The following is a 13,174-nucleotide window of genomic DNA, read 5'->3' on the forward strand; positions in this document are numbered from 1 at the left end:
GGGATCAGGTGCAAAAGTTGGGGATTAAGCAAAAAGATTAGACAATCTGAATAAAAAGAAATCTACATTTATTATGATAAGAAACGCAAAAGTTGGGAATTAGGCAAAAAGATTTATCACAATGTGATAGCGTTATCGGGAGCAAAGAGGTTGCACAAAGGTTCGCTAAGTTTAATTAATAGGCTTAGCAAATCTTTTTATTTTTTCTTTTGTAGAAGTAAAGTTTTGCTTTATATTTAGCATTCGCTAAGCAAAAATGGTGGTTGTAGCTCAGTTGGTTAAAGCATCGGTTTGTGGTACCGAGGGTCGCCGGTTCGAACCCGGTCATCCACCCAGAAATTTAAAGCCTTGAAGAAATTCAAGGCTTTTTTTGTGTTAGTTATGATATTCAGAGAGTTAAGGTATTTAAAGTATTTTTATGAAATAAGATTTTACAGATCAGGTTCAAAAGTTAGGGATTCAGCAAAAATATATTACCGCAAAATACATAAAGAACAAAGTGCAAAGGTTCACCAAGCTATTTATTCGAGCTTTCGCTCTTTTGCGGTTAAAATGAATTCTAAAGTGACAAAGGTTTTCTTTAGTGACGGACTGCAGTGTGTCTACGTTGTAAAGGATCGTTTGGTTTGTGGAAAACAGAAATGATATTAACTTCGTTACTTGGACGATATTGTGTAAAAAAAAAAGCAGCTATTTTTCAATAACTGCTTTAGGTTGTTTGTTCTTATTCTCTAGAAAAAAAATCTTTCTATCAATCTCTGCAAAAGTATCTCCTTGTCTTATATCTCCAGTACTAAATCCTTTTTTGAACCAATATATTCGTTGTTCAGAAGTACCGTGTGTAAAAGAATCAGGAATTACTCGTCCTTGCATTTTGCTTTGTATTGCATCATCACCAACTGCATTTGCCGCACTTAAAGCTTCGTCAATATCATCAGTATCTAAATTTTTTTCATTGTAATGTGCCCAAACTCCTGCATAAAAGTCGGCTTGGAGTTCTAATGCCACAGATAATTTATTGGCTTGAGCTTCGCTTTACCTCTTGTGCTTTACGCATTTTGGCAGATGTCCCTAATAATGTTTGTATGTGGTGGCCTATTTCATGTGCTATAACGTACGAAATCGCAAAATCCTCCTTTAGCACCAAATCTAGTTTTTAGTTCCTCAAAGAAGGCTAAATCCATATAGACTTTTTGGTCTCCTGGGCAATAAAAAGGCCCTGATGCTGATGTAGCTCCACCGCAAGCCGTTTCTACTGAACCTCTAAAAAGTACTAATTTTGGATTTTTATATGTCATTCCGTTTTCAGCAAATATTTTACTCCATATGTCTTCATTGTCAGCTAAATTTACTCAACAAAGTTGCCCATTTCTTCATCTTCTTTGCTTAATGGCGCAGCTGCTTCAGTTTGATTTGGCTGAGAGCCTTGCATTTGTTCTAAGACTGGAGTTATAAATTGGGCATTTTCGCCGCCAAAAATATTACTAGTAAAATTATAATACCAATGATTCCACCTCCTACAAGAGTTTTGCCTCCAGATGACATTCCTCTTCTGTCTTCTACATTATTGCTTTGTCTTCTGCCTTGCCATTTCATAATTATATGGTTTTAACGTTTTTACTCAAATTTTGTACATACGAATTTATATATATTTTTTGGAATATTGGTTTCAATATTTCATTTCTTTATTATTTAGATAATAGATTTTATTATAGCTTTTTCGATACTTCCTTTAATGATTGGTTGTGATAATAACCAGTCATTCCAGCGTTGATACAATTTTGTTTTTCATCTTTTTCTGCTCCAGCAGTTACAGCAATTATTGGAGTTTTTTTTCCAGATTCTAATTTTCGTATTGCTTTAGTTGCTTCATATCCATTCATAACAGGCATTTGTATGTCCATAAATATGATATCTGGATTTATTGTTTTGTATAATTCAACAGCCTCTTCCCCGTTTTCAGCGTCATATATAATAGCATTTATAAATAGGTTTTTTATAGTAGCTCTTAGTAGTAGTCTATTAACATTATTGTCTTCTACGATAAGAAATTTTATTTCTTTGGTATGTTGCTCCTCAGTTAAAATATAGCTAGTATTGTTGATGTCTTCGATAGTATTTTCAAAAAAAACAGGATCATGTAAATAGCAGCTTTGTATGTTTAGATCAAAATAAAAAGTGCTTCCTACGTTTACTTTACTTTCTAATTTTAAATGACTATTCATTAAACTAAGTAGTTTATTCGAAATGGTTAACCCTAGTCCAGTACCTCCAAATTTTCTTGTTGTAGAGCTGTCTTCTTGCGAAAATGCCTGGAAAATACGTTTTTTATTTTCTTCAAGTATTCCAATACCAGTATCAGAAACCGAAAATCGTATTGTGTACGTATCGTTTATTTGATCTAAGACAGTTACATTAAGTTTTATTGTACCTTTTTCAGTGAATTTAACTGCATTTGCGAGTAAATTAATTAGAATTTGTTTTATTCTAACGATGTCTATCCAGAAACAACTTGGTACATCGTCATTGATATTAAGTTCTAATGTAAGGTTTTTAAGATTGGATTCATATAATATTAAATCGACTACTTGATTAAGTATACCTCTAATGTTATATTGATCAATATTTAACTCTAATTTCCCAGCCTCTATTTTAGAAAAATCAAGAATATCATTTATAATATTGAGTAATGATTGTGCTGACTGATTGACAGTAATCATATATTTTTGTTGAATATCCTGAAGATTTGTTTTCATCAGTAAATTGGTAAAACCAATAATACCATTTAGAGGAGTTCGTATTTCATGTGACATGTTTGCTAAAAAATCAGATTTTGATTTATTTGCTGCTTCTGCTAATTGTTTTGCTTTTATAGCATCTTCGGTTTCTTTTTTGCTTGTAATATCAAAATAAATTCCACCAACAAAATCAATTGTGTTTCCTTTCTTGATTACATCACCAAATTCTTCTACCCAAATATATTCGCCAGTTTTTCTTTTTATCCTATAAACACAATGTATCGGGATTCCTTTTTTTAAATCACTAATCTGATTTTTAATGATATTTTCTTTATCATCTGGATGCATTAATGATATAAAAGGGAGTTTATTCTCTAGAAACTCAGATTTTGGATATCCGGTTAAATTTTCTATTTCGTCACTTAGAAATACTTTTGTCCCTGGTTCATCAAATTTAGATAGGTAAACAGTACCAGGAATATTATTAGCAATTAGTTTAAATTTTTCTTCACTTTGATGAAATTCTAGTTTCGTTTCTGTTTCTTTCTAAGGTTGAAGAGATGTTATTAGCAAGAGACTGTAAAATATAAATTTCATCTTCGGTCCACTTTTTCTCATTAGTACAATCATCGAACCCTATAAATCCTGTAAACTCATCATCGATGTATAATGGAAGGATTAAAATAGATTTGATTTCATTGGCTATTAATAGTTCTTTAAAAAAAGAATCTTTAAGTTTAGTGGTGAGTGTATTTAATATTTTTTTGTTTTGTGCCTGAGCAAATATCTCATGTAGATTTTCAGTACTAAAACCTTGTAATTTTGTAATTTGTTTTACAATTCCTTTTCTTGCCCATTTATATTTTTGGCTTACAAGGTTTGTATCGTTATCTCTTTCATAATAAAACATATGATCTACTTTTGTAGCTTTTCCTATTATGTCAAAAGTTTCTTCAAACATTTTGGAGTTACTTTTACTCAATAAAAACTTTTCGGTACATAGTGCTAATGCAGATAATAACTGACTCTTAAATTCTAATTTTTTTTCTGCAATCAATCTCATTTGAGATGAGACAGCTAAGGAAATAATATCCGAAATTGTTCGGCCAAAACTGATGTCTTCATTGTCCCAAATTCGTTTGTTTTGGGTAGATTCAAAACAAAGAATACCAGTTAGTTGTCCATTTGTAAAAATGGGAATATCTAGCATTGACTTAATATTGTTCTTTAAGAAGGCATCTTTTGTAAACTCGGATATCTCTAATTGATTAAAGACATCTGGAGCATTAATTATAGTTTTATTTTTTATAGAATTAAAATAGATAGGATAGTATTCTTTTTTTAAAACTGTTTTTTTATTAAGTTTATGATTATCTGTATTGAATAAATTTGTACAGGTAATAGTATCTTCGGTATATTCCCAATAACTAACCCGATTTGTTTTAGAAGCAATAGCAGCTTCTTTAATAATTAGTTCAACGACACTGTCTATATCATTATAATTACTAAAGTTTGTGGTTGATAATTTTTTGGATACCGTATTGTAATCTTCTGTTTTTTCTTGCCTAATTTTATTTTCAATTTCAATATTTTTCAGCTTGGTAATATCTCTTGCAATACCAGCATAACCTGTTATTTCTCCTAAATCATTCTTACGGATAATAACTTTAAGTGAGACCCATAATTCTTCTTGATTTTTTGTTAATAAAGGAATTTCTATAGCAGGAAAATCATTTTCTTTTTTCTTTAGATTTTCTTCCAGATTTTCATAAAAACTCATCGTATTTGTGATGTAGTCTAATCGAATAAACTCTAGGTAATTATGAGAGATAATTTCTGATTGAGAATACCCTAATGTTGAAATTGCAAATTCATTAATAAAAGTAAAATTGCCATCATCGTCGGCTTCAAAAATTAAATCGGTGGCTGTCTGGATTAGATTTTTATATAGATCTTTGGTATTGATTTGTTCTGTAATATCTTGTCCAATACCGATTATTAAGTTCTCAGAGAATTTTTTATCTTTCCACTGAATGTGCTTGTATTCTCCATTTTTACATTTTAATTTCCGAATGTAAAGTTTGTCTTCAGCATAATTAAAATGATATTCTTTGTTAACAAATTCTGGATCTTCAGTAAGATTCCAAAAACCCATTCCCATGACTTCTTCGGGTGAATATCCAAGAATATTAATTATGGTTTCGCTACAAAATAAAATTTCTCCTTTACAATTACTTGCTATAGTAAGTGAATTTCCTTTATGTACTATTTCATTAGAAAAACGAAATTTATCATTCATGTTTGATAAAACAACATATCTTACATAATTGGCAACAAATACAATAAGAGAGAAGTTAATTAAAACTACGGATGTTTTTAACGAAATTAATTGTGAAATTGTAGTATCAATTAAAAATAAAAACACGAAGGCAGTAAAAAACCAATATAATTTTGTAGGTTTTAAAATGGAATATGAAAAGTAAAAGGCGACAATAAAACTAATTATAGGAGTAATGTCGTTGGGTAAAAGAATTACATTACGCGCTATGTAAATGAAAAAGAGCAGAAATAATGTAATGAAAATAAACTGTACGTTTTTACGTAAGTAGTTGATTTTAGTGGTTATAAAGTAGAATAATAGAAAGAATAGACCAATCGTGGCATTTGTAATAAGTAAGCTTTTTGGTCTAATTTTAAATAGCTCATTAATTATTTCTATTAATATAATGTTGATCCCTAAGAATAAAAAATACAACAAATATTCTTTATCAGTAGTATCATTCTCTTTTTCTTTTTCAATAAAATTGCCTAATTCATTTTTTATATTAAAAAAATGGTATGCTAAAAAAGCAATAAGACCAAATAAAGCCAATCCTAGAGCTGGAAATTTAGGATTGTTGTACGAAATTATCCACTGAATGCTTACGTCGCTAAATATCAATAATTCATTGGCCAAGCCTATTGGGTTTGGCCATGAGAATAGTATTGATATAAAACTACAGTAAAAAACCATAGATTTTGATGGGATTTTGGTTTAATTAAATAGATTTTTTTGGGAAAAATTATCTTTTAATTGTATTTTTTATAAAAATGTTTTTGGTCCTGAATTAGGTTCTTTAATTTCTTCGAATGTATCTAAACCAATAATTGAAGAATAGATTGCATATGTCATAGAATAGATAAAAGGAATAGTGAAAATTACTCCAATGCAACATCCAATGAATCCTACCATTGCTCCTAATCCCGAAACAATTAATAATCCAATAAGCATTAAAGGTTGTTTTGATACAACCATAAAACTGGTTTTAATTGCATCTACAGCATTAAAATTACCAAAAATAATTAGTGGAATTGTTAGATAAGTAAAAAGAGAAATTAGCAATGAAATTACTGTTCCTAAAAATGATAAGTTAAGAGTTTGCAGGATTGCAGATATAGGAACATTTATAATTGATATAAGCAATGTAGCTACAATAATATTTGTTAGGTATGGCAATCTGTAATAATAAAAAATCGTAGATACATTAAATTCTTCATCTTTGTCTGCACAATCAGCCATTTTTAAAAAACCAGCAGTAAAGGGAGCAAAAATTACAGCCAATAAAAGCATACTTGCCATATAAATTACAAGTGGCTGTCCAGATAATTTAATGTGTTGCAAGTTTTCTAAAGATTCTTTTGTTAAACTTTCGATTCCAAAAATAGAAATTACAAGTCCAGAACCAAAAACACCAAGTATAAAGTAAAAAATAAGTATAATCAATCCAGCGTAAAGTGCTATTTTTTTATAATTTTCGAAAGCATGATTAAATACATTTGAAAAATCTAATTGATAACCATTTTTTTTAATTTCTTCAATTCGTTGTTGCGTAGGATTCATAGTTTTTTATAGTAGTTATTGGATTATATTTAATTTTTTTAGATTATTTAGTTATAAAATATCAGTAGTAAATATAATATATTTTTTAAATCGACCAAGCTAAAATCATTTTTTTGACAAAATGATTTAGTACAATTGTCTGCTTAGTTATTAGAAATTAATTCGTTTAATGAGTATTTAAGATTAGTTGAATTTATATCCAGTCTAATAATTTTTTAATGGCAACCAATTTGTCTTTATATGGCGCGTATCGCATTGGTAAATCTAACCAGTTGGCTTTTTTGACAATGCCTTTGTGATGAGAAAATGTATCAAAACTTAATTTGCCATGATAGGCTCCTAAGCCACTATGGCCTACCCCTCCAAATGGAAGTCTTTTATTTGAAAAATGAATAACGGTATCATTGATACATCCACCACCAAATGAATAACGTGTGATTATTTTTTTTGCAAAATGTTGATTTTCACTAAATACATATAATGCAAGAGGTTTTTCGTATTGATCGATAATGTTCTTTATGTCTGCTTCGGTTTTGTAGGTAAGTATAGGTAATAATGGTCCGAAAATTTCTTCTTGCATGATATTACTTTCTATATTTGGTTCATCGATAAGAGTTGGAGCGATATAAAGGTTTTTAGCGTCTGTTTGCCCTCCAAAGACCACTTTATTTGGCTCAATCATGCTGTCTAATCTTACCCAATTTTTAGTATTGATTATTCTTGCAAAATCTGGTGACTCTTGTGGATTTTGACCATAGGCTTTGTTGATTTCTTCTTTTAAATAATCTATGAAATGTGCTTTCATGTTTTTATGAATCAAGATGTAATCAGGAGCAATACAGGTTTGTCCAGCATTAATGAACTTACCCCACACAATTCTTTTTGCTGCTAATTTTAAATTCGCTGTTTCGTCAACGATACATGGATTTTTCCCACCAAGTTCTAGTGTAACAGGAGTGAGGTTTTCGGCAGCAGCTTTTGCAACAATTTTTCCAACTGCTACGCTTCCGGTAAAGAATATGTAATCCCAGCGTTTTTCTAAAAGTTTTTGCGAAACATCGGCACCTCCTTGGACCACCTCAACATGATTAATATGGAATGTTTTTTGAATAATTTCGGTTATAACTTCGGCAGTTTTAGGAGTAAGCTCTGATGGCTTTAAAATAACTTTGTTTCCTGCTGCTACAGCTGATATTAACGGGCATAAAGCGAGTTGGAAAGGATAGTTCCATGGAGCCAAGATCAATACTTTTCCGTAAGGTTCTTTGTAAATATAATCTGTTGAAGGAAAGTTTAATATTGAAGGAAAAACACGCTTGGGTTTTGTCCAGCTATAAATATTTTTAATGGTATCTTTTAATTCCGTAATAACATAATTGGTTTCGGTTAGAACAGCTTCAAAAGCTGGTTTCTTGAAATCATCATATAAAGCTTTAACTATTAAATCTTCACTTTTTTGTATGTTGAATAATAGTTTTTTAAGCGTCTCTTTTCTGTAACCGATGTCATTTCTATAGTCCATTTTAAAATCAGCTTAGTTTTACACTATGCAAGTTAATTTTAAAATATCAAATAAAATAGTTTTTATTAAAAAATCATAAAGCATTCCATATTGCTTCATCTGGAGCAGGAGCGATAATAGTAAGTGGTTCTTTTGTTACTGGATGGATGAAGGTTAATTTTCGGGCATGGAGATGAATTCCGCCATCGGGATTACTTCGATCAAAACCATATTTTAAATCTCCTTTTATAGGTGATCCAATAGCCGAAAGTTGTGCTCTAATTTGATGATGTCTGCCTGTATGTAAATTAATTTCGAGTGCTACGTAATTCTGAAGTTCTTTAAAAACAGTATAATCTAAGCTTGCTAATTTACTATCAGGAACTTCTTTTAGATGTGCTTTTGAAGTGTTGTTTTTCTCGTTTCTTTTAAGAAAATGAACTAATTTGGCACTTGTTTCTACTGGTTTGTTTTTTACAACTGCCCAATACGTTTTTTGCGTTTCGCGATTACTGAACAATTCGTTCATGCGCGTTAATGCTTTACTTGTTCTGGCAAAAACTACGATTCCGGTTGTAGGACGGTCTAAACGATGTATTACGCCTAAAAACACGTCGCCAGGTTTATTGTATTTGTCTTTTATGTATTCTTTTACAACATCAGATAGGGGTTTGTCACCAGTTTTATCTCCTTGTACAATATCGCCTACGCGTTTATTTATAACAATGATGTGATTGTCTTCGTGGAGAACTTGGAGATTATCTTTGGTTGATATGATTTTCATATTTTATTTTTTGAGTTTGTAAGGAACAAAGAAACTAAGGCGCTAAGAAAAAATCTCAAACCCTAGTTTCTAACTTCTCAGTACCTTAATATAAATTTAGTATTGTTCACCAGAATTAGGGAAATCTCCTGATTTTACATCATCAACATATTGGCTAATTGCTGTTGTCATTCCTTCGTATAAATTCATGTAGCGTCTTAAGAAACGTGGACTAAACTCATTGTTCATTCCTAGCATGTCGTGAATTACAAGAACTTGACCATCAACTTGACCTCCAGCACCAATTCCGATTACAGGAATAGAGATGCTTTTGGCAACTTTCTCAGCTAAATGTGCAGGGATTTTTCTAGAACTAAAGCAAAACAACCAATTTTCTCTAGCATTTTTGCATCTTCAATTAGTTTTTCGGCTTCATCTTCTTCTTTAGCACGTACGGTATAAGTTCCGAATTTATATATTGATTGTGGTGTTAAACCCAAATGTCCCATAACTGGAATTCCTGCGTTTAATATTTTTTTAATTGATTCTTTGATTTCTTTACCACCTTCTAGTTTTACTGCATGACCACCACTTTCTTTCATGATTCTGATAGCAGAGCGTAATGCTTCTTTTGGATCTGATTGGTAACTCCCGAAAGGTAAATCAACAACAACCAAAGCTCTTTCGATAGCTCTCACTACAGATGATGCATGATAAATCATTTGGTCCAAAGTAATTGGTAATGTAGTTTCATGACCAGCCATTACATTTGAAGCCGAATCTCCCACAAGAATTACATCAATTCCAGCAGTATCAACAATTTTGGCCATTGTATAATCGTAAGCCGTAAGCATTGAGATTTTTTGCCCATTGGCTTTCATCTCAATTAATGATTTGGTAGTAATTCTTTTGTAATCTTTTTTTGCTACAGACATTGTAATCTATGATTTAGTTCCGATCCCGAAACATTGGGAGGGGATTGATTTATATTTTGAATCTGTAAAAGTAATAAATAGAATTTTTTTAAAGCCCGATAGCGCGGAAATTCTTTCTGTGTCCACAAATAAATTGATTTAAGATTTTAGACTAAGGATTTTTAATTTCAGATTAATATAACTAGTTATGATTGTGTCGAGATATCTTAACCTTATGATAATTCGTTAAAATTGTATTTCAATTTATTAATGAGCTGACTTTATGCGCTAAATTATTAATTGCCTCCTGCTTTTGCTGGAGGCTTAAGAATTGATAATTATTTAGGGCTTTAGCCAAAATAGTATCGCATTTGGCTAAAGCCAATTTATATTTTACTTTTTGTACCTCTAGCTAAAGCAGGAGGCAATTCAAAACAGAAATTCGATAGAAAGAATGTCTAAGTTATCTGTTTTGTTTTAGGTCTGATGGGAACGGTATCCTTTTATATTTTTTTGCCATAAAAGATATAGTGTACAGTAGGATTAGCTCCTGAAAAAAGAATGAATTGTGGTAGACTAAAAAAGTATTTGATAGTATTTTATTAACAAATGGGTAAAATAACTAATTTTGAAAAACTAATTCACAAATCCCTATTTTGAAAAACATTCTTATTATTGACGACGAAGAAAAATTACGCCACCTTCTCGCTAGAATTATACGCTCGGAAGGTTTCGAAGTTTTCGAAGCTCCAGATTTAAAATCGGGTTTCAAAAAGTTAGAACACAATGATATTGATGTTGTGCTTTGCGATGTTAAGCTTCCTGATGGAAACGGTGTTGATTTTCTTCAAAATATTAAAGCCGCTTTTCCATTTACTGAGGTTATTTTATTAACCGCTTTTGGTAAAATTTCGGATGGTGTTCAGGCCATGAAAAATGGTGCGTTTGATTATATAGTGAAAGGTGATGATAATGATAAAATTATTCCGCTTTTATACAAAGCTCTTAGAAAAAAGTACAATTACAAAGAAAGTTAAACAACTTGAAAAACGGATCTCTGATAAATATTCTTTTGATAAAATCATAGGGAAATCGGAAAGGGTTAGAACAGGTTATTAATTTGGCACAAAAAGTATCTAAAACAGATTCGACTGTATTGTTGATGGGTGAAAACTGGTACAGGTAAAGAGGTTTTTGCTCAGGCAATTCATGAAAACAGCAATAGAGTAGGTAAGTCGTTTGTGGCATTAAATGATACTTTGAGTAAAGAAATTCTTGAGAGCGAATTGTTGGACATAAACAAGGTGCTTTTACAGGTGCTATTAAAGATAAAAAAGGATATATTGAAGAGGCTAACGGGGGGACTTTATTTTAGATGAGATAGGAGAAATGCCATTAGAACTGCAAGCTAAATTATTGCGTGTTCTGGAAACAAGCGAATACATACAGCTTGGAGATACTAAACCAAGAAAATCTAATTTTAGGTCAATTGAAGCAACGAATCGGGATTTAAAGATTGAAAGTGAAGAACATCGTTTTCGGCTGGGATTTATATTTCAGGTTGAATATTTTTGAAATCAAGATTCCACCTTTACGAGAAAGGGTCAGGATATTGCTCCATTGGCACACTATTATGTAAAGCAATTTTCTGAAAAAATAAATAAGAAGGCTTTGTCTGTTGATGAAGGTTTCATGCAAAAAATGGAAACATATCAATGGCCAGGAAATGTTCGTGAGTTAAAGAACGTAATCGAACGCTCGGTTATTTTGGTAAATGATGATGTTTTAACAGAAGATGTTTTGCCTTATGAAATGCAACACCAAGTAGTTAAAACCAACAAAAGTGTCTCGGCTTTTTCTATGCAGAGTGTCGAAAAATTGCATATCCAGAAAGTATTTAATTATACTAAGGGGAACAAAGCTGAAACGGCACGATTACTCGAAATTGGGATTGCGACTCTTTATCGTAAACTAGACGAATACAATATTGATTAATTAAACATACTATTTTGAAAAGCCTATCATTTTGATAGGCTTTTTTTGTGTCTAAATATTATGTAAATTTGATAAGGTTTTAATTTACAATAGTTTGTGAGTAATTGTTTTTTTTGGAATGTATTTTGGCATAAGGGAGGAAGAACATAAAAAATCATTCTTATGAAAAATCAAGTCACCACGATTTATAAACAAGCAGAACGCTTTGCCGAAATCACTAAGACTGCAATCATTACCGGAAATATTGTCAGAGCAAAAAAATGTCTGGCGCTTGCAGAGCGGTTATATACTACAGGAAGTTATGAAACTAAAAGCGCTGAAAATCCCCAAAATGTGTACGTTCTCGAATTCTCTCCATGGAATTGCGACACTGTACAATTTCGGCAGTTGATTCCCGCACAATCGCTGAAGGCCGAATATATAAAGCAAATTAATGCGTCGGGGGTGTGAGGAAGACTGATAGAAGTAAGAGAATAGACTGATAGATGAAAGATAATAGAAACAAGACTAAATCTTGCATCTCTAAGTCTTGTCTCTGATAGTTTTGCCTCTCCTGATCTTTTAAGTCTTAAAAAAAAATAATCCAATAATCTAAATAAATCAAAACCTATGTTAATCACTATTCTTTTACTCGCACTGGCAGTTTTGCTCTTCGCGATTTGTTTTAAATCTGTCGAATTTTTTGAAAAAATTTAAATCATGACTGCACTATTTATTATTGCCCTTGCCGTTTTCGGCTATTTGGTTTATGTATTAATCAAACCCGAAAAATTTTAATAATGTATAAAGTGATATGGGATAATGCGAAATGTGATAGGTAGGATGTGAAATGTAAGAAGGTTAGATATTATGCATCAGTTTGTTTTTGCTTCTCACATTTTGTAATCAGCGTTTTTCAGGAAAACATTTCACAAGAAAACATTTGTCTCTAAAAAAAATTAAATTATGAACACAGAATTATTTGGCGTCATCAGTATTTTTATCATTACGATAGTTTTAGCCATTCCTTTGGGAAAATATATTGCTAAAGTTTATTTGGGTGATAAAACTTTACTCGACCCGATTTTCAATCCAATTGAAAAACTTATTTTTAAAATTAGTGGAATCAATTCCACCGAAGAAATGAACTGGAAACAACACTTAAAAGCTCTTTTAAGTATAAACATGGTTTGGTTCTTTCTTTGCTTCTTTATTTTATTGTTTCAAGGATCGCTATTTTTAAATCCTGACAACAATCCATCGATGAGCCCGGATTTAGCATTCAATACAGCTATTTCGTTTCTTGTAAATTGTAATTTACAACATTACTCAGGTGAAAGCGGCGTATCTTATTTATCTCAAATAGGTGCTGCCTCCCTAACAACAGGAGCATGTATTAACCTT

The 13,174-nt window shown here is 31.3% G+C and carries 8 protein-coding genes, 1 tRNA gene and 3 pseudogenes; 5 read left to right on the forward strand and 7 right to left on the reverse strand.

Annotated features, from left to right (window positions below):
• Positions 1 to 259 precede the first annotated feature (259 nt).
• Positions 260 to 333, forward strand: a tRNA-His gene (locus AC1RYN_RS01340).
• A gap of 357 nt (positions 334 to 690) precedes the next feature.
• Here the strand turns inward: AC1RYN_RS01340 and ypfJ are convergent.
• From ypfJ to panB, 7 genes and pseudogenes are all read right to left on the reverse strand, one after another.
• Positions 691 to 1,596 (reverse strand): annotated as a pseudogene (ypfJ, locus tag AC1RYN_RS01345) (KPN_02809 family neutral zinc metallopeptidase).
• Positions 1,597 to 1,709: 113 nt separating this feature from the next.
• Positions 1,710 to 3,230 carry an ATP-binding protein gene (locus tag AC1RYN_RS01350; protein ID WP_481805533.1) on the reverse strand — a complete coding sequence of 507 codons (1,521 nt, stop codon included), beginning with the start codon at positions 3,228 to 3,230 and terminating at the stop codon, positions 1,710 to 1,712.
• A gap of 16 nt (positions 3,231 to 3,246) precedes the next feature.
• Positions 3,247 to 5,751: a PAS domain S-box protein gene (locus AC1RYN_RS01355; protein WP_481805527.1), complete on the reverse strand. Its 2,505-nt coding sequence runs from the start codon at positions 5,749 to 5,751 to the stop codon at positions 3,247 to 3,249.
• Between the two features lie 69 nt (positions 5,752 to 5,820).
• On the reverse strand, positions 5,821 to 6,618 hold the full coding sequence (locus AC1RYN_RS01360) for a hypothetical protein (RefSeq protein ID WP_481805528.1): 798 nt from the start codon (positions 6,616 to 6,618) through the stop codon (positions 5,821 to 5,823).
• A 193-nt stretch (positions 6,619 to 6,811) separates the two neighbouring features.
• Positions 6,812 to 8,140 (reverse strand): aldehyde dehydrogenase, encoded by a 1,329-nt coding sequence (locus AC1RYN_RS01365; protein WP_481805529.1) that lies wholly within the window; start codon positions 8,138 to 8,140, stop codon positions 6,812 to 6,814.
• A 73-nt stretch (positions 8,141 to 8,213) separates the two neighbouring features.
• On the reverse strand, positions 8,214 to 8,903 hold the full coding sequence (locus AC1RYN_RS01370; RefSeq protein ID WP_481805530.1) for an RluA family pseudouridine synthase: 690 nt from the start codon (positions 8,901 to 8,903) through the stop codon (positions 8,214 to 8,216).
• Positions 8,904 to 8,999: 96 nt separating this feature from the next.
• Positions 9,000 to 9,817: pseudogene (gene panB, locus AC1RYN_RS01375) on the reverse strand (3-methyl-2-oxobutanoate hydroxymethyltransferase).
• A 632-nt stretch (positions 9,818 to 10,449) separates the two neighbouring features.
• Here panB and AC1RYN_RS01380 point away from each other — a divergent pair.
• The 4 genes and pseudogenes from AC1RYN_RS01380 to AC1RYN_RS01395 all read left to right on the forward strand — a co-directional run.
• Positions 10,450 to 11,791: pseudogene (locus AC1RYN_RS01380) on the forward strand (sigma-54-dependent transcriptional regulator).
• Between the two features lie 162 nt (positions 11,792 to 11,953).
• A complete protein-coding gene (locus AC1RYN_RS01385) occupies positions 11,954 to 12,241 on the forward strand; it encodes a DUF7674 family protein (protein WP_481805531.1) in 288 nt (95 codons plus the stop codon).
• Positions 12,242 to 12,490: 249 nt separating this feature from the next.
• On the forward strand, positions 12,491 to 12,568 hold the full coding sequence (kdpF, locus tag AC1RYN_RS01390; RefSeq protein ID WP_016362011.1) for a K(+)-transporting ATPase subunit F: 78 nt from the start codon (positions 12,491 to 12,493) through the stop codon (positions 12,566 to 12,568).
• Positions 12,569 to 12,736: 168 nt separating this feature from the next.
• A partial coding sequence (locus AC1RYN_RS01395; RefSeq protein WP_481805532.1) for a potassium-transporting ATPase subunit KdpA occupies positions 12,737 to 13,174 on the forward strand: 438 nt, incomplete at its 3' end.

The sequence above is a fragment of the Flavobacterium sp. TC780 genome, from assembly GCF_056783245.1.

Bases quoted from the DNA above. Each gene is read 5' to 3' on its own strand.
- AC1RYN_RS01355 (WP_481805527.1), bottom strand. From the start codon at position 5,751: ATGGTTTTTTACTGTAGTTTTATATCAATACTATTCTCATGGCCAAAC.
- AC1RYN_RS01360 (WP_481805528.1), bottom strand. From the start codon at position 6,618: ATGAATCCTACGCAACAACGAATTGAAGAAATTAAAAAAAATGGTTAT.
- AC1RYN_RS01365 (WP_481805529.1), bottom strand. From the start codon at position 8,140: ATGGACTATAGAAATGACATCGGTTACAGAAAAGAGACGCTTAAAAAA.
- AC1RYN_RS01370 (WP_481805530.1), bottom strand. From the start codon at position 8,903: ATGAAAATCATATCAACCAAAGATAATCTCCAAGTTCTCCACGAAGAC.
- AC1RYN_RS01385 (WP_481805531.1), top strand. From the start codon at position 11,954: ATGAAAAATCAAGTCACCACGATTTATAAACAAGCAGAACGCTTTGCC.
- kdpF (WP_016362011.1), top strand. From the start codon at position 12,491: ATGACTGCACTATTTATTATTGCCCTTGCCGTTTTCGGCTATTTGGTT.